Source organism: Cytophaga sp. FL35, from assembly GCF_014349235.1.
Lineage (GTDB): Bacteria > Bacteroidota > Bacteroidia > Flavobacteriales > Flavobacteriaceae > Euzebyella.
This window is the reverse complement of sequence record NZ_JACSOH010000009.1, coordinates 38,645-63,902: the sequence shown is the minus strand read 5'-3', so window position 1 is coordinate 63,902 and position 25,258 is coordinate 38,645. Positions and strand designations below refer to the sequence as shown.

Here is a 25,258-nt window from a genome sequence, read left to right as displayed (position 1 = left end):
TTAAGTCCGTATTTTACTTAAAATCTCATCAGGACATTTTATAGGTTTTCTGGTTTCAGAATTCAAGAAAGCCAAAACGGTGTTTCCAGTAGCAACTATTTCTCTATGTTGATTGGTTAAAACATAGTCAAATTCTATCTTCACAAGAGGCTCTTTTACCAGTCTGGTTTCCACTGTAATTTCATCATCATAATAGGCAGATTTCTTAAAATCCAAACTAAGAGAAATAACTGGCAGAATAATTCCGTTTTCTTCCATTGTTTTGTAGGAAATTCCTAACTCCCGTAACCACTCAATCCTGCCCATCTCCATATATTGGGCATAATTCCCGTGATAGACAATTCCCATCTGATCCGTTTCGCCGTATCTAACACGGAAAGAAATTCTGTTAAATTTCATTGATATTAAAGTAAAAACTATATATTTAATTGATTTCGAATGTGTCACTGAACATGCGAAAAAAAAAGGTCAAATTCAATAGACTTACCATTTTTTTTTTAGCTTTTTTGTTCACATATTTGCCCCACTAGAAAGTACGGTATCCCCCTTGTATTTTCCACCGACTTGCGAAATCACTAACCGACAAAATAAGAGAAACTTTAAGATGGGTATTACGGCTAATTCCGTATGGAAAAATTGTTTGGCGTTCATTAAAGATAATATTCAACCCCAAGCATATAAAACATGGTTTGAACCAATTAAACCAATTAAGTTAGCGGAAAATGCCTTGAGCATACAAGTACCTAGTAAGTTTTTTTACGAATGGTTAGAGGAGCATTATGTAAAGCTTCTCAAAGTGGCCCTTACAAAAGAACTGGGTGAAACCGCAAAATTGGTCTACATCATCCGTATGGAAAACACCTACGGGAATAAAGAACCTTTTACGGAGAAAATTCCAAGTACCAACAGAGGCAATATGGGACCCCAGGAAATGGACGTTCCAATTAAATCCAAAAACCCTGAACTAAAAAACCCATTTGTAATTCCAGGTATTAGGAACATTAAGATAGAATCCCAGCTTAATCCCAACTACAACTTTGACAACTTTTTGGAAGGAGACTCCAATAGATTGGCCAGATCCGCCGGTATGGCGGTTGCCAACAAACCTGGAGGCACTTCCTTTAATCCATTATTGGTCTTTGGAGGCGTTGGATTGGGAAAAACGCACTTGGCACATGCCATTGGTGTGGAGATAAAGGACAAATATCCTGAGCGTACCGTACTTTATATTTCAGCGGAAAAGTTTACTCAGCAGTACATTGAATCCGTAAAAAAGAATACCAGAAATGATTTTATCCACTTCTATCAATTAATAGATGTGTTGATTATTGATGATGTTCAATTTTTGAGCGGCAAATCAGGTACCCAAGATGTTTTCTTCCATATTTTCAACCATTTGCACCAAAATGGGAAGCAGGTTATCCTTACTTCGGACAAAGCACCAGTAGACATGCAGGATATTGAACAGCGTCTATTGTCCAGATTTAAATGGGGACTAAGTGCAGAACTACAAAGTCCGGATTACGAAACGCGTGTTTCCATTGTAAAGAACAAATTGTATCGTGATGGTGTTGAAATGCCGGAGGAAATTATAGACCACGTAGCAAAGCACATCAAGACCAATGTAAGGGAATTGGAAGGAGCTATTATATCATTAATAGCACAGTCATCCTTTAATAAAAAAGAGGTAACATTGGAACTCGCCCAACAGGTAGTAGAAAAGTTCGTTAAGAATACCAAGCGCGAAGTTTCAATCGATTACATTCAAAAAGTAGTTTCTGACTACTTTGAAATGGACGTAGCTACCTTACAATCAAAAACACGCAAAAGACATATTGTACAAGCAAGGCAGCTGGCTATGTTTTTTGCCAAAAAATTTACCAAAGCCTCTTTGGCCAGTATAGGTTCCCAAATTGGAAAAAGAGACCACGCTACAGTTCTGCACGCATGCAAAACGGTAGACAATCTTGCCGAAACTGACAAGCAGTTTAGGAAGTACATTGAAGATCTCACCAAAAAGTTTACCTGATTTTGAATACGAAGACCAAGGTGTTAATGGTTTGCTTGGGCAATATTTGCCGCTCCCCTTTGGCCGAAGGTATTTTACAGAACAAAGTTGATTCAGCCAGGGTTTTTGTAGATTCTGCAGGAACGGGCGGCTACCATATTGGAAACGCACCCGATCCTAGGTCCATTGCTGTTGCCCGGTCCCACGGTATTCATATTGAAAATCAACGTTGCAGACAATTTACTGAAACAGATTTTGAAAATTTTGATGTAATTTATGCCATGGATAAGAGCAATTATGGTAACATTATCGCAAAGGCCAAAACCAAAGCTGACCAACAAAAGGTAAAATTATTGCTTTCTGAAGTAAATCTCCCTGTTCAGGAGGTCCCGGACCCTTATTGGGATGACAATGGATTCCAGAATGTTTACAATCTCATAGACACGGCATGTGAGGCCATTGCCAAAAAGCTTTAAACTATTTTTGAGCGAATGGAAAGCACAAATTCAAATTTTGGAAAATTATACCTGATTCCAACAACACTGGGAGATAATGAACCTTTGGAAGTATTGCCGCTTTCCGTTAAACAGGCCATTGAGAAAATAGAGCACTACATTGTTGAGAATGAAAAGACGGCCAGACATTTTATAAAAAAAATAAGTCCTCGCAAATCACAGCCCGGTTTGTCCATTCACGTTCTAAATAAATACACAGAGCCCGAAGAAATTCCACTGATGTTGGAAGCATGTTTATCAGGAAAGGACGTGGGTGTTTTGTCAGAGGCCGGTTGCCCTGGTATAGCTGATCCCGGTGCAGATGTAGTAAAATTAGCGCATGAAAAAGGCATAACGCCCGTACCATTGGTTGGCCCCTCCTCTATTTTTCTAGCCTTGATGGCAAGTGGAATGAATGGGCAAAGTTTTGCTTTTAACGGGTACTTACCTATTGACAAAAGTGAAAGAAAAAAGGCCATTAAAAGCTTTGAAAGAACATCAACAGAAAAGAAGCAATCACAAGTCTTTATTGAAACCCCCTATAGAAACGATAAATTACTTATAGAACTTATAAAGACCCTGAGACCAACGACGAAACTTTGCATTGCCTGTGATATTACGCTAGCTTCGGAATTCATCAAAACGCTACCCGTTGAACAATGGGCCAAAGAATCCGTTGACCTTCATAAAAGACCTGCCATTTTTATAATCCAAGCATAAAAAAACCCTAGCTCAAAGCCAGGGTTCCTCCATTTTCATATATACTACATATTTTTAGCGAAAACTAAACTTTAGGATTTCGCTTAGGGATAATGTGAGACACATCATAACCTGAAAACTTGCGCATATATTTGGCGATACTAGTACCATAGCTGTCCGCCACATCATATGCACCCCAGGAACGAAGGTACTTCTTTACATTTCCTGCTCCCGCCAAATGGGCGGCAGCCAATATTCCAGATTCCGTAATCACGGTTCCATTGATCTCTTTTCCTACAAAACGTGGGATGTCTCTTCTAAGAATCCACTTGTTTCTAGAGATATTTGTATGGAACACTTTTTCCTGTAATATAGGATCGTTCAAAAAGCGCGTAGCATTGTAAACTCCCATTAATTGCAGGGTACCAATTCCAAATTGATACTTACCCAAATACCCAAGGGTATTGGTGGTAAAATAATTACCTTGGGATTCTTTGAATGCCAAGGCCTCTTTAAAGCCAATGTACGTACTCCCTAAAAAGGGAGGTGCCATTAGCATGCTCTTAGGTATGGTCTTGTTTTTGGGGAACAAAACCAAAGTAGGTTCGGTCACTTTAAGAGTTTCGGGCACCTTGGCCACTTTTGGCTTAAATGCAAAACTCATTAAAACAGCGGTAATGATCAGGGGGCTTGAATAACTTAGCCACTTTCTCATATCTTGCTTTTCCTATGACTTACGAGAAAAATCCCTGCATAGATTTCACAGCCGGCAAAGTTACCCCAGTTTTAAGTTATTGTTTAGAAATCTTCGTTAAAAAGACAGCGAATTAGTTAAAAAGTCTTAAAATTCCGACAAAAAGACTATCGGTTGATTTTTTGTGCATTGATCCACTGGACGTACTGCACTTTGTTTCGGTTATGTTGAGCCAAGGTTTTGGCGAACTTGTGGTAGCCAAAATTCTCCACGTCTGCAACAAAATATAGATAATCATGACTCTCAGGATTCAGTACGGCCTCGATTGCCGAAATATCCGGCATTGCAATTGGACCTGGAGGAAGCCCTGCATATTTATAGGTGTTATAGGGAGAATCCAATTCCAAATCTCTGTACAATACCCTTTTGATAACCATATCAAAATCATTGGCCTCCTTTTTAAGTGCGTAAATAACGGTTGGGTCGGCCTGTAATAACATACCTTTTCTTATTCTATTTAGATATAGTCCGGCCACCTTGGGTCGCTCATCTACTTTAGCCGTTTCTTTATGTACCAGAGACGCCAAGGTTATGACTTCTTCCGGTGTTAAGTTCATTTTCTCTGCCTTTGTTTTTCTTTCCGATGTCCAGAACTTTTGATATTCCTTGGCCATACGCTCCCTGAATTCAACTCCGGAGGTATTCCAAAAAAACTCATAACTGTTGGGAAGGTACATTGCCAATTTGGTCGCTTCGCCAAAACCATTCGTTTTTAGAAACTCCTTGTCGTTCATAGCTTTTAGCAATGAAAGACTATCCGCCTCTATTTGCTCGGAAATCCTTCCTGCCAAGTCCTCTAAAGTTTCTTGATTATTAAAGGAGACCCGCACCGGAATATTATTTACCCTTAGGGTATTAATAATATCATTGTTGTTCATTCCTTTTTTAATAGCATATTTTCCAGGTTTTACGTTGGAAGCATAACCTTTTCGTTTGGCAACCTGCTCAAAAGTCTCCAAATTTTCCAATAAAGGGGCCGCAAGACTCTTAACCTCATTAAAATTGGCATCCGAAGGTATATACAAATAAGCCTCCTCATTATTAAATGAGGTATTGGACACAAAAATGGCGTTATAAATAAAATAGGAAAAAATCCCCCCAACAACCAATCCTATCAATACTATAAAAAGTAGAATTTTTTTAATGTACATTATCCTTTATTTTTTGCAACAAAACTTCATTCTTATACTGACCGTCGAAATATATCCAGTCTCGTTTTACTCCAACTTCCCGAAACCCCATTTTTTTGAACAAGTGCAAACTCATTTCGTTCTCTTCAAGCACATTCGCGTACAATTGTTTTACATCCAGAACTTTATAGGCATAATTACAGATTAAATTTATCACCTGCCTGCCTACCCCTTTGTTCCTATCTTTTGAATTTAATACGATGATACCCAAACCTACTCGGTTGTTTTTAGGGTCAAAATCAAACAGGTCAACCAACCCCAAAAGTTCTTCTTGCAAATTACAAATACCTAATCGTAATTGCTTCACCTCGTAAATATCCCTATGCGAATTTTCAAGATATTGCTTTAAAACAAACTTGGAATACGGCGTTGTAGTACCGCTTATTTCCCATACATCAGGGTTGTTTTCTAGATGGTACAGAAAATCCAAATCGGTTGGCTCAAGTGCCCTTAAAAATATGGTGTCGCTTTTAAGTAGAAGCATTAAATGGTTATTTCACCCTTAAATACCTGCTCTGCGGGGCCTGTCAAAAAAATGTTCCTATACGTATCGCCGTCTTTAGAAAATTTAACCATAAGGTTCCCACCTTGGACCTTAATTTTCACTTCGGTAGATGTTGTTTTTTGCTGATGGTGCATGGCTAAAGCCGCAGCGGTAACCCCAGTTCCACATGAAAGTGTCTCATCTTCCACTCCACGCTCATAAGTTCTTACGGCAAATTCATCTTCAGTAATTGATTCAACAAAATTGATATTACTACCGGATTGCCCATACAAACCGTATCTAAGTTTTTTACCTTCCGAGAACACATCAAAAGATTGAATGTTCTTAACCATCTGCACATGATGGGGAGAACCGGTATTTAGAAACACATAATTAGGTTTCATTTTGATATCGGACAAGTCCTGCATTTGCAAGCTTACGAGTTCATTATCAATAGAAGCGTTGTGTAAGCCATCAACGGCATTAAAAGTGGTTTCATTTTCAATAATGCCAAGATACTTCGCAAAAGCAATGGTACATCTACCGCCATTACCACACAAAGACCCTTCTTTACCATCAGCATTGTAATAGACCATGTTGAAATCTGACATTTCGTCATTCTCCAATAAAATAAGACCATCTGCTCCTATGCCAAATCTTCGGTCACAAAGCGAAGCAACTAATTTGGTATCTTTTTTGGGGAAATTAAGCGAACGATTATCGATCATTACAAAATCATTTCCCGTTCCCTGGTATTTATAAAAAGTAAGTAGCATAGCGTAAAATGAAGCAACAAATATAAGATTTTAAACCATTCAGTTTCTGGCCTATATACAAAGGTCTAAACCATTTCACAATCTACTGATTAAGATTATTTTAGCAGTTAAAATGTAGTTAAAGACTTTATGCCAGTTAGTTGAAAAAACTAATTTTAACATTTAAAGCAAACCAAAAAACAAATGCATTAAGATGAAGAGAATAGCAAGTACATTTCTTACGGCTCTTTTTGCGGGGGCATTGACCCTAGGAGCATATAAAGTATTTTTTGAAAAACCCAACTACACCATAGTTTCGGAAAATGACCAGGGATCGGTCTTCCAAACAAGTTATACCCCCACTGCAGGAATTAATGAGGTAGATTTCACGTCTGCCGCCGAAACAACCGTAAACGCGGTCGTACACGTAAAAAATGTATCTATAAACCGGGGCGGAAGCAGCTATTTGGATTTCTTTTACGGCCACGGCAGTAGCTCTAGGCCTCAAGTAGGTACGGGCTCAGGTGTTATTATCTCCCAAGACGGATATATCGTGACCAACAACCATGTGATCGATAATGCAGACCAACTACAGGTCATGCTCAATAATAATAAGGTATATGATGCAGAATTGATAGGTACCGACCCCAATTCCGATATTGCCCTATTAAAAATTGAAGCGGATAGGAATTTGCCTTATCTAGCTTTTGGAGATTCGGATAATGTTCGCGTGGGAGAATGGGTATTGGCAGTAGGTAATCCTTTTAGTTTAACCTCTACAGTTACCGCAGGCATTGTAAGTGCCAAGGCAAGGAACTTAGGTAAGATAGACCAGTCCTTTATTCAAACAGATGCTGCCGTAAACCCAGGAAATAGTGGTGGTGCTTTGGTAAATACCAATGGTGATTTAGTTGGCATTAACACTGCTATTACCTCACAGACAGGGTCATACGTAGGTTACTCTTTTGCAGTACCTAGTAATATTGCTAAAAAAGTAGTGGACGATATATTGGAGTACGGCAATGTTCAAAAGGGAATTTTAGGAATTAGTGCTGCAAGGGCCAACACTCCTTACGCCGTTGAAAAAGGTATTAACCAAATTGAGGGTGTTTATATTTCCGGAGTGGAAGAAGATACAGGAGCTCAAGAAGCGGACTTAAGGGAAGGTGATGTTATTAAGCAAATTGATGATATAAAAATTAGAAAATTTGCGGATCTAACAGGCTACCTTTCTTCCAAAAGACCTTCGGACACGGTACAAGTTACTATAAATAGAAATGAGGAACTATTGACCGTGCCAGTGGTTTTAAAGAAACGTCAAGTGATAACGGTACCCAACATGGGCCTTGAAATAAAAAATCTCTCCAAAGAGGATATGAAAAAATTCAGGACTAGAAAAGGTGTAAAAGTGGTTGGGGTTCCTGAAATTTATAGAGGCTACGGTCTAGATGGAAAGGTTCTTCTCTCTTTAGATGATGAGGAAATTAATGATATTGAGGAGGCAAAAGTTCTTTTTGGCAGAATTTCAAAAAGAGGTAGAACTATCATAACCATGATCAACGAAAAAGGCGAAAGGGAACGACTCATATTCCAATAATTGAAAAAAAGCGCTTCCATTTAGGGAGCGTTTTTTTTGGAATTACCTCTTTTAGTTCGAATATTACCAATGAACAAAAAAATATAATTGCCGTCATAATCTTTTTAACTCATTTTAATCGTATTATATGACAACAACAGTTTTGAGCGATAACAGGGACAAAAGCTTATTCGCAAATTTTTTTCTTAATTGATATTATTCAATTACTTTAGCTCCCTCTAATAAAATAACTCCAAAGACTCATTAGAACATGAAAGGTTTTAGACTACTGTTACTTATAGCGGCCTTATTTACTTTCAACCTACAATTTGCTCAAGAAGAGGAACAACAGGATGAACTCTCATTGGACAAAGGTCCAATTGATAGCCAATTTGAATTTGTGTATAGCAAATCTGGTAATTACCGTGCAGATGGCAAGCGATACGAAGTGGTAAGAACCATTTCCTTGGATAAATTAAGACAAAATGTTCTTGATACGTTAAGCGGATACAACAAAAGAGCTGCAGAGCTAAAGCAAACTATAGCAGGTCATGAATCCACAATTGCCTCCTTAAATGAAAAATTGGAGGAAACCACCAATAACCTGACTTCTGTTACCGAAGAAAAAGACAGCATGTCATTTTTGGGAATTATGGTTTCCAAAAGTACGTATAACAGTATTTTATGGTCTGTTATTGGATGTTTACTGGTTTTCCTCTTATTCTTTATTTACAAGTTCAGAAATAGCAATGTATTGACCCAAGAGGCCAAAACCAATCTGGCGGAACTAGAAACCGAATATGAGGACCACAGACGCAGGGCCTTGGAAAGGGAACAAAGAATAAGCAGGCAGCTACAGGACGAAATCAACAGATACAAGAAACAAAAATAACGAAAGCTCCTCACGGAGCTTTTTTCTTTTAAACACCAAATTACGCTATGTTTAAGATTATAAGAGCCGAAAGGGAACACTTGGAAGATGTAGCGCCCCTTTTTGATGCCTACAGGGTTTTTTATAAACAAGAGTCCGATCAAGATAAGGCTTTGGAATTTCTAACAGAACGTTTTTTAAATGACGAGTCAGTTATCTATATGGCCTACGAAAATGAAAAGGCTATAGGTTTCACTCAACTTTATACCACCTTTTCATCCGTAAGTCTAAAAACGGCCTACATTTTAAATGACATATTTGTGGACCCTGAACATAGAAAAAACGGCGTTGGAGAAGCTCTTTTGCTTCAAGCTCAAAAACTCTGTACGGAAAAAAATTTCAAAGGTATTTCCCTAGAAACGGCCCACGACAATCCTGCCCAAAGTCTGTATGAAAAATTGGGATGGGAAAAAGATGCTGGCTACTTTCATTATTTTTGGACATCCAAACAAGTTACCAACTAAAGTTCTGCTATGCGAATAGATATTATTACCGTCTTGCCAGAATTAATGGAAAGTCCCTTTAACGCTTCAATCTTAAGCAGGGCCAAAGAAAAGGGTATTGTAGAGGTTCATTTTCATAATCTTAGGGACTATACGGATAATACCTACAAACAGGTTGACGACTACCAATACGGTGGCGGGGCCGGTATGGTTCTTATGATCGAACCTATAGACAAATGCATATCAAGCTTACAGAAAGAACGCACGTACGATGAAGTCATATATATGACCCCCGATGGAACTACATTGAATCAAAAATTAGCCAACCAACTTTCATTGCATGAAAATATCATCATACTATGTGGACATTACAAAGGAGTTGACCAACGGGTAAGGGACAAGTTTATAACTAAGGAAATCTCCATTGGTGATTATGTATTGTCCGGTGGTGAACTGGGGGCCGCCGTACTTTGCGATGCTGTGATACGCTTGCTTCCCGGAGTATTGAACGATGAAACATCGGCACTTACAGATTCGTTTCAGGATAATTTGTTGGCTCCACCAGTTTATACAAGACCAGCAGATTATAAAGGAATGAAAGTTCCGGACTTACTTCTAAGTGGTAATTTCCCAAAAATAGAAAAGTGGCGAGAAAAACAAGCACTGGACAGAACACAGCGTCTTAGACCAGACCTTTTAAAATAAATCTTCAAAAATTAAAAATTTTCTTGTAGGTTATAGAATATAGCGTAATTTTGCAACCTGTTAAATCAACCTCTGACGAAAATCGTGAATGTTGCTTTATATTAAACCATAAATTACAAGCATGGAAGCATTGTTAAAATTCGTTGAGGACGAGTTTGTTCCAAAAAAGGAGTTCCCTGCATTTTCAGCAGGTGATACTATCACAGTTTATTACGAAATTAAGGAAGGAGAAAAAACCAGAACCCAGTTCTTTAGAGGAGTAGTTATCCAAAGAAGAGGTACGGGTGCAACAGAAACCTTTACCATTCGTAAAATGTCTGGTACCGTAGGTGTAGAGCGTATCTTCCCTATTAATATGCCAGCCTTACAAAAAATAGAAGTAAACAAAAAAGGTAAGGTTCGTAGAGCCCGTATTTTCTACTTTAGAGGTCTTACCGGTAAAAAAGCTCGTATTAAGGAAGTTCGTTCCTAAGCTAATTTACCTACATAAATTAATCCCTGTTAAATTATATGATTTAACAGGGATTTTTTTTGTCAACAATTGTTTACAACCACTGTTTATAAACAGTTGATTTTTAAATTGTTAAAAAAGCAAGGGGTATACTTTTTATTTGTATATTAGTAATGCGATTGAGAAATAAAACCTGTCGATGGATAATTTTGATAATCGTTATAAAGTGAACGTTCTTTATATTGTTGTTTAGCCTAGCGTGCTTATGAAGGCATTTGTAAACGGACGCAAAGATGGCGAGCATTTTTCCTTGGGACTGTCGTTTTTTGGAAATACGATGTGGATGTACTTACCAACTTGTATTTAAACTTAGAGTTTATGCAGTTGCTCTTAAGATCATTTGGACAACAAGAAGAAAAATTTAAGTAGAATTGGGTGATACCTGTTTAAAAGAATTTTTCAAACGTATGAAATAGCCATGCAAACGCAATCAATGGTTGCCGATCTACAGAAAGTAGACACGAAAGTTTGACAACTATTTCTAAAAGCCATGTCAATGTATTTATACAATGATATGGCTTTTTTTATACCGGGTATTATCTACTCACCATTCATTGGATTTTCCTTAATCTTTCTACACTAAATAAACAGTATTCGTTAAATAATTTCTCCTATTCAAAGGCTTTTCTCATATTGTTAGTAACAAAACATAAAATTGTATATTTGCTCCGCTTTAAATTAAACTCCTAACAATACATGTCTAAGATATTTTATACGAAGACCGATGAAGCTCCTGCTTTGGCAACTCAGTCATTTTTGCCAATTGTAAAAGCCTTCTCTAAAACCGCCGATGTAACCCTTGAAACCAAAGATATTTCGCTTGCCGGAAGAATAATCGCCAATTTCCCAGATTATCTTAAAGAAGAGCAAAGAATCTCCAATGATTTGGAGGAACTGGGTGAGCTAGCAAAGAAACCAGAAGCTAACATTATCAAACTCCCAAACATTAGTGCTTCCATTCCTCAGTTAAAAGAAGCTATTGCAGAGTTACAGGCAAAAGGGTATGCATTGCCCAATTACCCAGACAACCCTAGCAATGATAATGAGCAGGATGTAAAGTCTAGATATGATAAAATTAAAGGTAGTGCTGTCAACCCTGTCTTACGGGAAGGAAACTCGGACAGAAGAGCTCCTCGTGCGGTTAAGAATTACGCCAAACAAAATCCTCATTCTATGGGGGCTTGGAGTAAGGACAGTAAAACCCACGTTGCCACTATGGGTAAAGAAGACTTTAAAAGCAATGAAAAGTCCCTTACGATTGATGCGGCTACGAAGGTGAGAATTGAACTGAGTCAAGAAGATGGTTCGGTAAAGGTTCTAAAAGATAATATTGCTTTATTGGCCGGTGAAATTATTGATGCCACCGTTATGAGAAAAGCTGCACTTATGACTTTTCTTAAGGAGCAAGTGAAAGATGCCAAGGACAAAGGCGTTCTTTTCTCGCTACATATGAAAGCTACCATGATGAAGGTATCGGATCCCATTATTTTTGGTCATGCGGTAGAGGCTTATTTTGAAGATGTTTTTACCAAGCACGCAGAAACTTTTGCTTCTGTTGGTATTAGCTCCAATGATGGTTTGGAAAATCTCTTTTCAAAATTGAATGACCTTCCAGCTGCTAAAAAAGCCGAAATAGAAAAAGATATTGAACAGACCATTGAGCACGGTCCCGATTTGGCCATGGTAAATTCCGATAAGGGTATTACCAATTTGCACGTGCCCAGTGATATCATTATTGATGCCTCTATGCCCGCAATGATACGTAATTCAGGTAAAATGTGGAATGCCCAAGGTAATACACAAGATACTAAGGCCATCATACCTGATAGCAGTTATGCAGATGTATATACCGCAACAATCGATTTTTGTAAAGAACACGGGGCTTTTGACCCTACCACTATGGGCACCGTACCCAATGTGGGCTTAATGGCCCAAAAAGCGGAGGAATATGGCTCACATGACAAGACCTTTGAAATTGCCAATTCCGGCAGTGTAAAGGTTGTAGATGTAAACAGCAATGCAATGCTTATTGAGCATGTAGTAGAAAAGGGAGACATTTGGCGTATGTGCCAGGTAAAGGATGCCCCTATTCAAGACTGGGTTAAATTGGCCGTTTCCAGAGCAAAGGCTACGGAAGTACCGGCTGTATTCTGGCTAGATGAAAACCGTGCCCATGATGCTGAATTGATCAAAAAGGTAAATATGTACCTAAAAGACCATGAAACAGCAGGTCTGGAAATCAAAATTCTTGCTCCTAAAGAAGCTACTGAGTTCTCTTTGCAAAGAATGAAAGAAGGCAAAGACACCATTTCGGTAACCGGAAATGTGCTTAGGGATTATTTAACGGATTTGTTTCCTATTCTTGAAGTTGGTACTAGTGCTAAAATGCTATCCATAGTGCCATTGATGAACGGTGGAGGATTGTTTGAAACAGGAGCAGGAGGATCAGCTCCAAAACACGTAGAGCAATTTATGGAAGAAGGCCACCTTCGTTGGGATTCCCTAGGAGAATTCTTGGCTTTGGGCGTTTCCCTTGATTTCTACGGAGAGAAGAACAATAATGCCAAAGCGAGAATTTTAGGTGATGCATTGGACAGCGCTACCGAGAAATTCCTGATCAATGATAAATCACCTTCACGAAAAGTGATGGAAATAGATACTCGCGGAAGCCATTTCTACCTAGCACTTTATTGGGCAGAGGCCTTGGCCAATCAAGATAAAAGTGCCGAGCTAAAAGCTACTTTTGAAAAAGTTTATGGAGAATTGAGTTCCAAAGAGGAACAAATAGCAAAAGAACTAATTGAAAGTCAAGGAAGCACAAAGGATGTGGGAGGTTACTATCTTCCAGATTCTGATAAAGCCGCTGCCGCAATGAGACCAAGTAAGACGCTAAACGCTATTTTGGACGCTATCTAAAATGGCTCATATAAATTAAAAAAGCTCTCTATCAAGCTATAGAGAGCTTTTTTTTGACATTATCTATAGGGACTTGCCATTTCTAACTATTTTTATAAAAAGATTCTGAATGCCCCATAAGATTAAGTTTCTACTTCCTCTATTGTTCTTGGTCCTACACCACTCCTTTGCACAACAACGATTTACACTTAGTGGAACCGTTTCTGAAGAGTCCAGCAATGAAACGTTGATAGGCGTTACCATAGCCGTTCCAGATCTTAGAACGGGTGTAACCACCAATGAATACGGCTTTTACTCCATTAGTTTACCAGCAGGTGAATACAAAATTCAAGTGAGTTACTTGGGCTTTCAGGACATTGTAAAAACTATAGACCTTTCTGAAAATCAAAAGCTCAATTTTCAGATGGCAGAGGCTGCCGAAGAATTGGATGAAGTAATTATTACGGAAGACGTTGAAAAAATGGATATTAGAAAGCCTCAAATGAGCGTGAACGCCATGTCCGTTGAAACTATTAAGAAAATTCCGGTAATTCTTGGCGAAGCAGATGTTATTAAATCCATTCTCTTGCTTCCCGGGGTTACGAATGCCGGAGAGGGTGCCTCCGGTTTTAATGTACGTGGTGGTGCGGTAGACCAAAACCTTATTCTTCTCGACGAGGCTACCATTTTTAACTCATCGCACTTATTCGGTTTCTTTTCGGTATTTAACCCAGATGCCATCAAGGATTTAAAGCTTTATAAAGGTGGAATTCCAGCTCGTTACGGAGGTAGGGTTTCATCTGTACTTGATATTTTTCAGAAAGAGGGCAACAGTAAGGAAATTAAGGTAAATGGAGGTATTGGTGCGGTTGCTAGTAGATTACTGGTAGAAGGTCCGATCATTGAGAACAAAGCGGCATTTCTAGTAGGAGGCCGTGCTTCTTACGCTCATTTATTTCTACCCTTGTTCGATGTTGACAATACCGCATACTTCTATGACCTAAATACGAAACTTAATTACAATATCAACGAGCGAAATAGTATTTTCCTATCAGGCTATTTTGGTAGGGACGTCTTTGGCATAAGTGATAGCTTTGTAAATACCTACGGCAATGCCGTGGGAAACTTTAGGTGGAACCATTTGTTTTCGGATAAATTGTTCTCCAATCTTTCTCTGATTTATTCGGATTACTATTACGGACTAAAATTAGATTTTGTGGGTTTCAATTGGAACTCCGGTATTCAGAATTTTAATATAAAATATGATCTCAAGCATTATGTGAACGATAAGTTGCAGGTCAACTATGGATTAAACAATATATACTATAGATTCAATCCAGGAAAAATTGAACCAAGTAATGACAATTCTGGGATTGTAGAAGACCAATTAATACAGAAATATGCGAATGAATTTGCTGCCTATGTAGACGTGGAACATGACATTACCGGCAAACTAAGCCTTAATTACGGCCTACGTTTTAGCAACTTTGTTCGCTTGGGTCAAGATGAATTAAATGAATATGCCAATAATAATCCCGTTTCATTTGACCCTGAGTTATTAATTTACCAGGAAGCTGAACCTATTTCAGTTTCCAATCCTGAAAGAAGTTCAAGTTTGGCTACCTATTCTAATTTTGAACCCCGTGTTTCTTTGGCCTATACCTTAAACGATGATAATTCTTTCAAGGCCAGTTATACGAGACTAGCGCAATACCTTCATTTATTGAGCAACACCAGCTCCCCTACCCCTTTGGATGTTTGGACACCTAGCGGACCTTTTATTGAACCTCAAAAACTGGATCAATATGCCGTGGGCTATTTTAGAAATCTAAAGGAAGGAGAGTACTCCTTGGAAACGGAGCTTTTTTATAAAGATATCCAAAACCGTATAGATTACATTGACGGTGCCAACCTTATTGCAAATGACGCCATTGAACAGGTTATTCTAAATGGGGAAGCCCGTGCCTACGGGTGGGAGTTACTTTTAAAAAAGAATGAAGGCCGGTTCCAGGGATGGTTGGCATACACCTTGTCCAAATCCGAACAACGTACCCCTGGCAGGGAAGCAACGGTTAACAACGGCATTTCGCCAAATGAAACCGGAATAAATTTCGGGGAATGGTACAACACCCCTTATGACAAGACCCATGACATTTCTCTTTACGGCACTTATGAACTTAATAGTAAATGGAGCTTCAATTCTAATTTTGTATATCAGACAGGTCAACCTACCAATTACCCTGTTGGACAATTTGAATTTCAAGGTCTTTCGGTTCCTTTCTATGGCTTAAGAAATGAGGAGCGTCTCCCGGCCTATCATCGATTGGATCTATCGGCTACTATGACACCTAAAAAGAACATTGACAGAAATTGGAAGGGCGAATGGGTCTTTAGCCTATATAACGTCTATAACCGAAGAAATGCAGCTTCTATCAATTTCAGCCGTAATCCGGATACCAGACAGAACGAAGCTGTTAGAACAAGTATTTTTGGTTTTGTACCGGCCGTAACCTATAATTTTAAGTTTTAGAAGATGAGGAAGATTTATTTTTTGCTCGCCATACTTTTATTTCTAGCCTCCTGTGAAGATGTCGTTGAAATTGATACCCCAACAGAAAGTCCACGGCTTTTTGTAGATGGTCTCATTAGGGTAGATGAAAGCAGTAGTAATACCAATGTTTCATTTCAGGTAGGTCTTACCAGTAATTTTTTCGATGATACCCAAACAGCGGATTTAGAGGAAATTAGAATAACCAATGATTCTTATATTCCGGAAAATCCTTCGGAAGATAATTTTTTGGACCTAGTACAATCCCCTTCCGGAAGATATGAAGGTTCAAAAGATACTGATTTTTTCACCAACGGAGGTGAACTGGTACTCACCATTTCTTTTCAAGGAGAGAACTATAGGGCAGTTACCAATTACGTTCCCGCTGTGCCCATAGACAATTTAATTCAAGGTGAAGGAAGCCTTTTCTCCGGTGACGAAACAGAAATCGTTATTTCATTTACGGACAACGGAAATAGGGATGACTATTATTTGTTCGATTTTGACTTTAATGAATACTTGGTTTCCGAAGATGAGTTTTATCAAGGGCAAACTTTTGAGTTCTCCTATTTTTATGACGATGACGTAGAAGCTGGCCGAGAAGTTGAAATCAGCCTTTTGGGGGTTGACGAGACTTTTTTCAATTATATGAATCAGGTTATCGTACAAGCCGGTGGAGATCAAGGACCTTTTCAAACCCCTTCCGCTACGGTAAGAGGAAACATCCTAAATATTTCAGACAATAGCAATCCACGAGAAAACTTTGCTTTAGGTTATTTTGCCGTGTGCCAAACATTCTCCCAATCCATAACCATTGAATAAGGTGGGGGAAAACAAGCAAAAACATACGGACAAAGACTTATTGATTAAAGGAATAAAATTCTTGGCATACACCGTGGCACTCATGTTTTTGGCACCTATAGTTTTATACCAAGCCTTTAAAAATCAAGAAAATATTCTTTTTTGGCCAGTCCTGATTATTGGGCTAATTCTGGGTATAGCAGCCATTGCCATGGGTTTTTACAGTATAAAGGTATTGTTGGATTCCCTGTTTGGAACAAAAAAGAAATAAATTATTTCTCGCGTTTACCGCTTAAAGACCATTTATTGCTCAATTGGGCATAATCATAATCCAGAACGGATTCCTGCCTATCCAAACGGTACGAGGCAAATGCTCGCTGTAGTATATCCTCAATTAGGTAATCTTCATGTACTTGGTCTGGGTGAAATTCTTCCTTCAAACTAATATCGAACATACTTGCTGTGGTATTATACCAAAATGCCCGCCATCCGCTACGTAGTTCCTTTACAAGATCAAAGGCTGTTTCTCCGGTCTGCCTGTAAATGAGTTTAACCAAAATTTGGCCCTCGGTACGCGTCAGTTTTTTAAGTTCTTCCGAAAACTCCTCCTCTATAAATTTTTGAACCTTTTTGGTATACTTCTTTTGGTGTCTTTTTTTCGTAATTTGAGAAATGCTGTCATTGAGTTCTACCAACCTTTCCGCTGCCAACTTTGCATAAGGATACACCTTTATGGTCTTTCTTCTTAAAATATAATATCTGAGTTTCTCCTTATAGGAACCAAATTTCAGCCTTCCAAAAAGATATACTTCATCCAAGTCTATAGAACTCCTAAATATGGAGTCTCCTTCAACAATAATCATTTTTTCCGTAAGGGAATCTATAGGCTGCTCTTCAATTTGAGCAACACCTACAAAAGGTAATCCGACTAAAAACAAATAAAACAAGATGTTTTTCATAGCGCGTAAAAGTGCAAAAGCCTTGCCAAAATTAACGATAATTAAGAACGCTTATTATTAATTAAAAGTGAATATTGCTAAGTTTGTAGGTAAATCTAATTTAAATGGCTAATAAGAAAATAATAACAAAAAAGTCGCTCGAGTTTTTTGAAAAATATCTCAACAATGCGTCCCCTACCGGTTATGAATGGGAGGGACAAAAAATCTGGATGGATTATCTAAAACCGTACGTAGATACATTCATCACCGATACCTATGGTTCCGCTGTGGGTGTCATTAACCCAGATGCCAAGTATAAGGTGGTTATTGAAGGGCATTCTGATGAAATCTCCTGGTATGTAAATTACATCACGGATAACGGACTTTTGTATGTAATTAGAAATGGTGGTAGTGACCACCAAATTGCACCCTCTAAATGGGTAAAAATTCATACTAAGAACGGCGTAGTCCAGGGCATCTTTGGATGGCCGGCCATTCACACCCGTGATAAATCTAAGGAAGAGCCTCCAAAACTGGACAATATTTTTATCGATATAGGTGCCAAGAACAAAGAAGAAGTTGAAAAAATGGGTGTTCATGTTGGATGTGTTATTACCTACCCGGATGAATTCAAAATTCTCAACAACGATAAGTTCGTTTGTAGGGCCATCGATAACAGAGCTGGTGGATTTATGGTGGCCGAAGTTGCCCGACTATTACACGAGAACAAGAAAAAATTGCCTTTCGGACTTTACATAACCAATGCCGTACAAGAGGAGATTGGCCTTCGTGGAGCGGAGATGATCACCCAGACCATTAAGCCCAATGTGGCCATCATTACAGATGTTTGTCATGATACCACTACCCCGATGATCGAACAAAAAACCCAAGGGCATACTGAAATTGGTTCTGGTCCCGTCATTTCCTACGCGCCTGCGGTACAAAATAAATTAAGGGAGCGAATTATTGAAACGGCCGAAGCCAATAAAATTCCTTTTCAACGTATGGCAGCTTCTAGGTCTACCGGAACTGATACCGATGCCTTTGCCTATAGCAATGGCGGGGTTGCATCTGCCTTGATTTCTTTGCCCCTCAGATACATGCATACCACCGTGGAAACGGTACATAAAGATGATGTGGAAAATGTAATCAGACTTATTTACGAAACCTTGCTTAATATTGAAGAAGGAGAAACCTTCAGCTATTTTGATTAATAAAATCGCCCTCCTTTTTGGAGGGTTTTTTATATGGATGAACTTATAGACATTTTGGATTCCCAAGGGAATTTGACCGGCAAAACAGCTATGAAATCGGAGGCTCATAAAAACGGCTGGTATCATCAATCGGTTCACGTTTGGTTTTATACCGAAAACGGACAAATACTTTTGCAGCAAAGAGCGGCAAATAAGGACACGCATCCCCTACTCTGGGATGTTTCGGTGGCAGGCCATATTGGAGCCGGAGAAGATATGCTAGATTCAGCAGTTAGGGAAGTACAGGAAGAAATAGGCTTGAAAATTGATAGCAATGACCTTGAGAAAATCGGAGTATTTAAATCATTTCACAAGCACTCGGAGAGTCTTATAGACAATGAGTTTAACCATGTTTTTCTATGCAAACTCAAAGTTCCCTTACACAAGCTTACCAGGCAAGAAAGTGAAGTAAACGATTTAGCGTTAATGCCACTTATTACTTTCGCTCAAGAAACTTGGGGAATGGCCAATCTAAAGAAATACGTAAGACATTCCCTTGATTATTACAAAACTATTACTACCGAAATAAAAAAACGCTTATAGATTTTCAATAAAGACCCTGGGTGTTGATAGCGCGTAATTAACTTGCTCCCCACTTTGCATATTTTTTACCGTGAATTCCCCATCTTGCAATTCTTGTGAACCAATCGAAATTACGTAAGGTACATTTCTATTGTTGGCGTACTTAAATTGCTTGTTTATTTTGGCCGATGAAGGATATAAATCGGCTTTAATGCCATTCTTACGTAGTTCGGTCACTAATTTCAGTGCTGCTTGGGATTCTTTGTCGCCGAAATTGAGGCATAATACTTGAAGGGATTGGTCGATTTCTTGAGGGAATAAATTCAACTCCTCAAGCACCAGATAGATACGGTCCAATCCGAAAGAAATTCCAACACCACTCACATCCTTCATTCCAAAAATTCCGGTGAGGTCATCGTATCTTCCACCTCCACCTATGGATCCCATTTTTACACCTTTGGGGGCTGCGACTTCAAAAATGGCTCCGGTATAGTAATTCAATCCTCTCGCGAGAGTGACATCAATAGCCAGATTAGCGGACTGGAGTCCTAATTCTTCAACAGTTTCTATTATAAATTGCAACTCTTCAACGCCTTTAGTTCCAATTTCGGAATCTTTTAGCATTTTTTTAAGGGCCTGAAGTTGTTCCAGGTTACTTCCGGATAAAGAAAACAAGGGTTCTACCTTGGCGATTGCTTGTGCAGATAATCCCCTTTCCGACATTTCTTTTTTGACACCTTCCTCGCCTTTTTTATCCAACTTATCCAGGGCAACGGTAAAATCAATTAAAAGGTCTTGAGCGCCAATAACTTCGGCAATACCCGAAAGGATTTTACGGTTGTTCATTTTAATGGTAGCGCCTTCCAACTTTAAATCGGTAAAAACAGCATCGTACAACTGTACCAATTCCACTTCTTGCAAAAGCGAATTGGCTCCGACCACATCCGCATCGCATTGAAAAAACTCCCTAAACCTACCTTTTTGCGGTCTGTCTGCCCTCCAGACAGGTTGAATCTGGTAGCGTTTGAAGGGGAAATCTATTTCGTTTTGGTGCATGACCACGTAACGAGCAAAGGGTACGGTAAGATCATACCTCAAGGCCTTCTCGGAAATTTTTGGGGTCATTTTTCCTGCATCCTTGGCCCCATAAGTGGCTTCATCCACTTTTTTTAGATAATCCCCAGAATTCAATATTTTAAAAATCAGACGGTCACCTTCATCCCCGTACTTACCCATTAGGGTTTCGGAGTTTTCAAAAGAGGGCGTCTCTATAGGTTGAAATCCAAAAGTTTCAAAATGCTTACGTACAATACCGAAAATATAGTTGCGCTTTTGTACTTCCGAGGGTGAAAAATCTCTTGTTCCTTTTGGTATTCCTGGTTTCTGGGCCATTTAAAATTTTATTGAGAAGGGCTTTTTTTTTGTTATTTTCAAGAAGAACCCTAAATGAAAACTACTGTAAATTTAATTGATAATGTTATCAAACCATTGGTACAAATCGCCTTTGGTAATAACGGCACCTTGTTGGATCAGTTCAAACTTATCTAAGTTCTTATCCTCAGAGTATGCTTTTGATGCCGTAAGGTACTCCACAAAATCTGATTGCCAATTTTTTTTGAACCACCCAAATCCTTCGCTAGTGGTCAAATCTATTTTTGGGTTCATTACCTTAACGGAAAGCAGTTTCATTTCCTTGTCCGTCAAATGGAACAAATGCATTTGTTGGGATGAGATATTTTCGAGGTAATTGACTTTTGCCAACACCCCTTCCCAAATCAAATCGCTAAAAACATCAATTTCCTCTTCGGCAACTTCCGGTTTGTTTGCTTTGATATTTTCCCACTCATCGCCAGTAATCGATTGGGTGGCCAGAAAATTAATAAATTCCGTATGCAATTCTTCCAATTGTTGTTTTGTAAGCCTTGTGTATTTCAAACCTTTTCTTTTCGGTAATTAATCGTCCCTTTAATTATCCGGCAAAAATAAAAAAAGGCCGAGCTAATCGCACGGCCTTTCCCTATAAATATCTGTATTCTTAGAAAATATATCTCAATCCGAATTGAATTTGCCAACGAGACAACAAACTAGCATCGTAAACAAAACTTTCAGTGAGCCCTTGATTAAAGGTATAGGTAGGCGTATTGGTGTTGGGGTCAACACTAACGGATAAAGGGTTTAGTGCATTTGGTTGTTGTACCAAGCCCCAATCACTGTTCAATAGGTTACCGAAATTCAAAATATCCATACTGAATTGAATGGTATGAACCTTGTCTTCGGCAACGGTCAACCTATAATCTTGAAGTAGCTTCACATCCCACTTACCTCTCCAAGGAGATAGAGCCCCATAGCGATCAAAATATTCCCCACGGTTATCACTCATATAATCATCTTGTTGAATGAAACGCTCGTAAGCCTCTGCCTGCCCAGCTCCGGAAAACTGCATTTGCTGTACTTCTGCCTCCGTAGGAATATAAAACAAATCGTTGTTCTGAAAAGAACCGTCATTATTGATATCCCCAGCATAAGTATAATTGAAACGACCACCTTGTGCGTACTCAAAGAAAGTAGAAATAGTGGTTGACCATTTATTGTTCCCATAATTGAATTGCTTTGAACCTACCCCAATAAAACGGTGTGTATCCCCATATTTTGAATAAGAGAGCACATCTGCGTTGGCATCGCCATAATTAGGATTAAAATCAAAGGCATCTCCTGTAATCTCAGCTTCAATGGAATTTACATCTTTTGCATTCAAATAATTATAGGCCAAACTAGCGTAAAGTCCGTGGTCAAAATTTTTCTGCGCCTTTAAAGAGGCATTCCATATTCTACCCTTATCCGAATTAGTGAATACGTAAGCATTGGTTCCTTTATCGGCTGCTGCATACACCGGACGGTTATCACCTGGGGCATTTAGAGTTCCGGAAGGGTTTCTCAGTCCCCAGTTTTGAACATGAGCACCATTGATATCTTTAGTGTAAGATACATCAGCCGTTAAAATGAGACCACTTTCAAAACGGTGATCCCCACCAATATTGGTTCTCCAAACCTGTGGCCATTTGAAATCAGGGTCTACAATCTGATAAAAGAAAGAATCCAAGCCCTGAACCTGATTGCCTAACCAAACAAAAGGAAAGCGGCCTGTAAATACTCCACTACCCCCACGTATTTGTGTTCTTTGGTTTCCATTCACATCCCAGTTGAAGCCTACTCTTGGCGAAATCAAGAAATCATTGCTTGGTAGGGTTTCTGAATCCAACAAGGTTTCTTGGTCTGTTTGCGGATTGAAATAGGAAATAGTAGGATCAAAAGTAAATGGTTTTCGGGCGATGTTCTCTTGAATTTTATCTTGAGTATCAAAATAAAGAGGCTTGTCAAATCGAACTCCATATGTCAATTTAAAATCAGGGGTTACACTCCAATCATCTTGTACATAAAAGGAAAACTGACCCACATTGGTTTCGGCCAAGGCCCAACCGCCATCATTACCTTCTCCTGCCGAATTACTATTGCTGAAGATTGCTTCTGCATTGGCAATAGCTAAGGCCATAGAGCCATCGTTGATATCTTCATAGAACTCCGCTAAACTCGGGTAAGCAGCAAAAGCCCCAATTTCCTGAACAAAATCACCATTTTCATCATATCCGTAAGCACCCAGGTTAAAGGAGTTGTCAAACTGAAATTTCTCAAAAGAAGCACCAACCGTAAAAGTGTGGTTGCCTACAAAGTAGTTGAAATTGTTAGTCACTTGAAAAACCTTTTGGTCCAAACGGTTGTTGATAGAAAAAGGTTCATGTCCGGCAATGATATAGTTACTACCAGCACCATCTTGAATAGTAATAGCAGGGATGGGAGATGAAAGCGCATCACGATAATCATCAAAATGCGTGTAGCCTACCTGCAATTTGTTGGTGGCATTATCGCCAAAAGTTGAGTTTAATTCTAATTGAAGTGACTGAATGTTATTATTGATTTCGTAGCCACTATTCTCAAATTGTAAAACCTGCGCACTCGGACCACGAATACCCAATGCGGTAGGGTGAGCAGGCTTCTCTTTAGAGGCACTCAAGAAGTTGTAAATCAACGCCAAACGATGGTCATCATTAACGTTCCAATCTAACTTTACGATTCCTTTCGTAGATTCTGCACCGTAGGTAAAATCTTGGTACCTACCCGTGTTATATCCCAGTCCCGATAAGGCATTTTGTACTCCCATCAAGTCGCTTTCCAATACCCGAGACTCATTGATAGCGCCAGAACCTGTATTGGGAACCCAACCATTAGTTCCTAAATCATCTCTTTGATCTCTTTCAAAATTGGCAAAAAAGAAAAGTTTGTTCTTAACGATAGGTCCACCGATACTAAGACCGTATTGATTTTGCTTTAAATCCGGTTTTACAACATCTTCCCCTTTAATCTTTCCTCCGGTCAAATCCTCATTTCTAAAAAAGCCATAAACCGTACCATGAAATTCATTGGTACCACTTTTGGTAACGGCATTTACCGTTGCCCCTGTAAATCCAGATTGAGTCACGTCATAAGGCGCCAAGGACACCTGAATCTGGTCGATAGCATCTAAGGAAATAGGCTGTGAATCTGTTTGTCCTCCAGGAGTAGGCGCATCCAAACCAAAAGGGTTATTAAAAATAGCGCCATCTAAAGAGAAGTTATTGTACTGATCGTTTCTACCTCCAAAAGAATTACCTGTGGACGAAGGCTCCAAACGAGTGAAATCCTGCGCTGACCTTGAAATGGTAGGCAAACGAGTTAGCTCTCTTCTGCCAACGCTGGTCTCGGCACCTGTACGGTCGCTACCGAATGTTCCACCGCGATCAGAAATCACTACCACTTCATCCAAAGCTTGGCTTTCGGTAATTAAAATCACATCAATCGTAAAAGTTTTACCCAATGATAAATAGGCATCATTTATAGTTTGTTCCTTAAATCCAATGTAGGAAACCTTAATCTCATAGGGGCCTCCAACCCTCATGTTCAAAATCTTGAAAAGACCATCTTCATTGGTAATCGCCCCGTAGGTAGTACCAGTGGGCGTATGCACCGCAACCACATTGGCTCCTAGTAAAGGTTCGCTTTGATCGTCAGTAACAGATCCTGACATGTTGGACGTGGTTACCTGTGCTGAGAGACAAAGGGTAAAAAACGTCAAAAATGCAAAAAGGTGAAACTTCTTCATAATTGTGAGTTTGTGTTAATTTTTTGCAAAAATAAAGCAAAAAAAAAGAGCTATGCACGCATAGCTCTTTAAAGTTATCAATGATTATCAACCGCTTATTTCTGATCGGCAATAACTTCAAAATCAAATTGAACGTTAACCTCACGGTGTAATCTAATATCTGCAGTGTAAGGTCCTGCCCTTTTAATGGCACCACCTTTAATACTGATATATTTCTTATCGATCTCATGTCCTTCTTTGGACAAAACACCTGCTAAATCTGCAGAAGTTACAGAACCAAAAAGTTTATCACCAGCACCAACTTTAGCAGGTATCTTAACTTCCAATGTACTTAAGGCTTCTGCTGTAGTTTTTGCGGCATCTACAATCTTCTTCTCTTTGTGAGCTCTTTGCTTCAAGTTCTCTTCAAGAACTTTTTTAGCAGAAGAGGTAGCCATAGTGGCCATGCCCCTTGGTATTAAATAATTTCTACCGTAACCGTTCTTTACTATTACAATATCATCTTTAAAGCCCAAATGCTCTACGTCTTGTTTTAATATAAGTTCCATCTTGCCTTA

The 25,258-nt window shown here is 39.0% G+C and carries 24 protein-coding genes; 14 read left to right on the top strand and 10 right to left on the bottom strand.

The genetic code is table 11. The features are described from left to right. Positions 1-399: an acyl-CoA thioesterase gene (locus BIZ36_RS09350; protein WP_187457631.1), complete on the bottom strand. Its 399-nt coding sequence runs from the start codon at positions 397-399 to the stop codon at positions 1-3. 205 nt (positions 400-604) lie between these two features. On the opposite strand from BIZ36_RS09350, the gene dnaA reads away from it, so the two are divergent. From dnaA to BIZ36_RS09335, 3 genes are read left to right on the top strand one after another with little or no spacing between them, the layout of a single operon-like run. Further along, positions 605-2,029 (top strand): chromosomal replication initiator protein DnaA, encoded by a 1,425-nt coding sequence (gene dnaA / locus BIZ36_RS09345; RefSeq protein WP_187457630.1) that lies wholly within the window; start codon positions 605-607, stop codon positions 2,027-2,029. A gap of 2 nt (positions 2,030-2,031) precedes the next feature. Then, the gene (locus BIZ36_RS09340) at positions 2,032-2,484 is read left to right on the top strand and encodes a low molecular weight protein-tyrosine-phosphatase (protein ID WP_222937330.1); all 453 of its coding nucleotides are present in this window, start codon (positions 2,032-2,034) and stop codon (positions 2,482-2,484) included. A 15-nt stretch (positions 2,485-2,499) separates the two neighbouring features. Further along, positions 2,500-3,222, top strand: a complete 723-nt coding sequence (locus BIZ36_RS09335; protein ID WP_187457629.1) for an SAM-dependent methyltransferase — start codon at positions 2,500-2,502, stop codon at positions 3,220-3,222. A gap of 64 nt (positions 3,223-3,286) precedes the next feature. On the opposite strand, the gene BIZ36_RS09330 is transcribed toward BIZ36_RS09335, so the two are convergent. From BIZ36_RS09330 to dapF, 4 genes are all read right to left on the bottom strand, one after another. Continuing rightward, positions 3,287-3,916 carry a hypothetical protein gene (locus tag BIZ36_RS09330; protein WP_187457628.1) on the bottom strand — a complete coding sequence of 210 codons (630 nt, stop codon included), beginning with the start codon at positions 3,914-3,916 and terminating at the stop codon, positions 3,287-3,289. Between the two features lie 146 nt (positions 3,917-4,062). After that, positions 4,063-5,106 (bottom strand): endolytic transglycosylase MltG, encoded by a 1,044-nt coding sequence (mltG, locus tag BIZ36_RS09325; RefSeq protein ID WP_187457627.1) that lies wholly within the window; start codon positions 5,104-5,106, stop codon positions 4,063-4,065. Beyond that, the gene (locus BIZ36_RS09320; RefSeq protein WP_187457626.1) at positions 5,096-5,629 is read right to left on the bottom strand and encodes a GNAT family N-acetyltransferase; all 534 of its coding nucleotides are present in this window, start codon (positions 5,627-5,629) and stop codon (positions 5,096-5,098) included. The genes mltG and BIZ36_RS09320 overlap by 11 nt, the downstream gene beginning before the upstream one ends. Beyond that, complete coding sequence (dapF, locus tag BIZ36_RS09315; protein WP_187457625.1) at positions 5,629-6,405, bottom strand: diaminopimelate epimerase; 777 nt, start codon at positions 6,403-6,405, stop codon at positions 5,629-5,631. The genes BIZ36_RS09320 and dapF overlap by 1 nt, the downstream gene beginning before the upstream one ends. 193 nt (positions 6,406-6,598) lie before the next feature. On the opposite strand from dapF, the gene BIZ36_RS09310 reads away from it, so the two are divergent. From BIZ36_RS09310 to BIZ36_RS09270, 9 genes are all read left to right on the top strand, one after another. Further along, the gene (locus BIZ36_RS09310) at positions 6,599-7,981 is read left to right on the top strand and encodes a S1C family serine protease (RefSeq protein WP_187457624.1); all 1,383 of its coding nucleotides are present in this window, start codon (positions 6,599-6,601) and stop codon (positions 7,979-7,981) included. Positions 7,982-8,231: 250 nt separating this feature from the next. After that, positions 8,232-8,852, top strand: a complete 621-nt coding sequence (locus BIZ36_RS09305; protein ID WP_187457623.1) for a tRNA (guanine-N1)-methyltransferase — start codon at positions 8,232-8,234, stop codon at positions 8,850-8,852. Between the two features lie 47 nt (positions 8,853-8,899). Further along, complete coding sequence (locus tag BIZ36_RS09300; RefSeq protein WP_187457622.1) at positions 8,900-9,355, top strand: GNAT family N-acetyltransferase; 456 nt, start codon at positions 8,900-8,902, stop codon at positions 9,353-9,355. A 9-nt stretch (positions 9,356-9,364) separates the two neighbouring features. Further along, positions 9,365-10,039 carry a tRNA (guanosine(37)-N1)-methyltransferase TrmD gene (gene trmD / locus BIZ36_RS09295; RefSeq protein ID WP_187457621.1) on the top strand — a complete coding sequence of 225 codons (675 nt, stop codon included), beginning with the start codon at positions 9,365-9,367 and terminating at the stop codon, positions 10,037-10,039. Positions 10,040-10,160: 121 nt separating this feature from the next. Beyond that, entirely contained in the window at positions 10,161-10,511 is a 351-nt protein-coding gene (rplS, locus tag BIZ36_RS09290) for a 50S ribosomal protein L19 (RefSeq protein ID WP_187457620.1), read from the top strand. Positions 10,512-11,246: 735 nt separating this feature from the next. Further along, positions 11,247-13,466: an NADP-dependent isocitrate dehydrogenase gene (locus BIZ36_RS09285; protein ID WP_187457619.1), complete on the top strand. Its 2,220-nt coding sequence runs from the start codon at positions 11,247-11,249 to the stop codon at positions 13,464-13,466. 109 nt (positions 13,467-13,575) lie between these two features. After that, on the top strand, positions 13,576-15,975 hold the full coding sequence (locus BIZ36_RS09280; protein WP_187457618.1) for a TonB-dependent receptor: 2,400 nt from the start codon (positions 13,576-13,578) through the stop codon (positions 15,973-15,975). Positions 15,976-15,978: 3 nt separating this feature from the next. Further along, positions 15,979-16,815, top strand: coding sequence for a DUF4249 domain-containing protein (locus BIZ36_RS09275; RefSeq protein ID WP_187457617.1), 837 nt, complete (start codon positions 15,979-15,981; stop codon positions 16,813-16,815). Position 16,816: 1 nt separating this feature from the next. Further along, complete coding sequence (locus tag BIZ36_RS09270) at positions 16,817-17,065, top strand: DUF6095 family protein (RefSeq protein ID WP_353616834.1); 249 nt, start codon at positions 16,817-16,819, stop codon at positions 17,063-17,065. A gap of 1 nt (position 17,066) precedes the next feature. On the opposite strand, the gene BIZ36_RS09265 is transcribed toward BIZ36_RS09270, so the two are convergent. Beyond that, complete coding sequence (locus tag BIZ36_RS09265; RefSeq protein WP_187457616.1) at positions 17,067-17,753, bottom strand: DUF4294 domain-containing protein; 687 nt, start codon at positions 17,751-17,753, stop codon at positions 17,067-17,069. Between the two features lie 104 nt (positions 17,754-17,857). Between BIZ36_RS09265 and BIZ36_RS09260 the strand changes: the two genes are divergently transcribed. Continuing rightward, positions 17,858-18,946: a M42 family metallopeptidase gene (locus tag BIZ36_RS09260; protein ID WP_187457615.1), complete on the top strand. Its 1,089-nt coding sequence runs from the start codon at positions 17,858-17,860 to the stop codon at positions 18,944-18,946. A gap of 33 nt (positions 18,947-18,979) precedes the next feature. Continuing rightward, entirely contained in the window at positions 18,980-19,528 is a 549-nt protein-coding gene (locus BIZ36_RS09255) for an NUDIX hydrolase (RefSeq protein WP_187457614.1), read from the top strand. Here the strand turns inward: BIZ36_RS09255 and hisS are convergent. The 4 genes from hisS to rplI form a co-directional block, all read right to left on the bottom strand. Beyond that, on the bottom strand, positions 19,523-20,899 hold the full coding sequence (gene hisS, locus BIZ36_RS09250) for a histidine--tRNA ligase (RefSeq protein WP_187457613.1): 1,377 nt from the start codon (positions 20,897-20,899) through the stop codon (positions 19,523-19,525). The two genes, BIZ36_RS09255 and hisS, sit on opposite strands and share 6 nt — an antisense overlap. Before the next feature lie 72 nt (positions 20,900-20,971). Further along, entirely contained in the window at positions 20,972-21,442 is a 471-nt protein-coding gene (locus BIZ36_RS09245) for a DUF6495 family protein (protein ID WP_187457612.1), read from the bottom strand. Positions 21,443-21,542: 100 nt separating this feature from the next. After that, entirely contained in the window at positions 21,543-24,701 is a 3,159-nt protein-coding gene (locus BIZ36_RS09240) for a TonB-dependent receptor (RefSeq protein WP_187457611.1), read from the bottom strand. A gap of 95 nt (positions 24,702-24,796) precedes the next feature. Further along, positions 24,797-25,249, bottom strand: a complete 453-nt coding sequence (gene rplI, locus BIZ36_RS09235; RefSeq protein WP_187457610.1) for a 50S ribosomal protein L9 — start codon at positions 25,247-25,249, stop codon at positions 24,797-24,799. Between the last annotated feature and the right edge of the window lie 9 nt (positions 25,250-25,258).

Bases quoted from the DNA above. Each gene is read 5' to 3' on its own strand.
- BIZ36_RS09275 (WP_187457617.1), top strand. From the start codon at position 15,979: ATGAGGAAGATTTATTTTTTGCTCGCCATACTTTTATTTCTAGCCTCC.
- trmD (WP_187457621.1), top strand. From the start codon at position 9,365: ATGCGAATAGATATTATTACCGTCTTGCCAGAATTAATGGAAAGTCCC.
- BIZ36_RS09335 (WP_187457629.1), top strand. From the start codon at position 2,500: ATGGAAAGCACAAATTCAAATTTTGGAAAATTATACCTGATTCCAACA.
- rplI (WP_187457610.1), bottom strand. From the start codon at position 25,249: ATGGAACTTATATTAAAACAAGACGTAGAGCATTTGGGCTTTAAAGAT.
- dapF (WP_187457625.1), bottom strand. From the start codon at position 6,405: ATGCTACTTACTTTTTATAAATACCAGGGAACGGGAAATGATTTTGTA.
- BIZ36_RS09320 (WP_187457626.1), bottom strand. From the start codon at position 5,629: ATGCTTCTACTTAAAAGCGACACCATATTTTTAAGGGCACTTGAGCCA.
- BIZ36_RS09285 (WP_187457619.1), top strand. From the start codon at position 11,247: ATGTCTAAGATATTTTATACGAAGACCGATGAAGCTCCTGCTTTGGCA.
- hisS (WP_187457613.1), bottom strand. From the start codon at position 20,899: ATGGCCCAGAAACCAGGAATACCAAAAGGAACAAGAGATTTTTCACCC.
- BIZ36_RS09280 (WP_187457618.1), top strand. From the start codon at position 13,576: ATGCCCCATAAGATTAAGTTTCTACTTCCTCTATTGTTCTTGGTCCTA.
- BIZ36_RS09240 (WP_187457611.1), bottom strand. From the start codon at position 24,701: ATGAAGAAGTTTCACCTTTTTGCATTTTTGACGTTTTTTACCCTTTGT.
- dnaA (WP_187457630.1), top strand. From the start codon at position 605: ATGGGTATTACGGCTAATTCCGTATGGAAAAATTGTTTGGCGTTCATT.
- BIZ36_RS09350 (WP_187457631.1), bottom strand. From the start codon at position 399: ATGAAATTTAACAGAATTTCTTTCCGTGTTAGATACGGCGAAACGGAT.
- BIZ36_RS09310 (WP_187457624.1), top strand. From the start codon at position 6,599: ATGAAGAGAATAGCAAGTACATTTCTTACGGCTCTTTTTGCGGGGGCA.
- rplS (WP_187457620.1), top strand. From the start codon at position 10,161: ATGGAAGCATTGTTAAAATTCGTTGAGGACGAGTTTGTTCCAAAAAAG.
- BIZ36_RS09300 (WP_187457622.1), top strand. From the start codon at position 8,900: ATGTTTAAGATTATAAGAGCCGAAAGGGAACACTTGGAAGATGTAGCG.
- BIZ36_RS09305 (WP_187457623.1), top strand. From the start codon at position 8,232: ATGAAAGGTTTTAGACTACTGTTACTTATAGCGGCCTTATTTACTTTC.
- BIZ36_RS09260 (WP_187457615.1), top strand. From the start codon at position 17,858: ATGGCTAATAAGAAAATAATAACAAAAAAGTCGCTCGAGTTTTTTGAA.
- BIZ36_RS09255 (WP_187457614.1), top strand. From the start codon at position 18,980: ATGGATGAACTTATAGACATTTTGGATTCCCAAGGGAATTTGACCGGC.
- BIZ36_RS09330 (WP_187457628.1), bottom strand. From the start codon at position 3,916: ATGAGAAAGTGGCTAAGTTATTCAAGCCCCCTGATCATTACCGCTGTT.
- BIZ36_RS09265 (WP_187457616.1), bottom strand. From the start codon at position 17,753: ATGAAAAACATCTTGTTTTATTTGTTTTTAGTCGGATTACCTTTTGTA.
- mltG (WP_187457627.1), bottom strand. From the start codon at position 5,106: ATGTACATTAAAAAAATTCTACTTTTTATAGTATTGATAGGATTGGTT.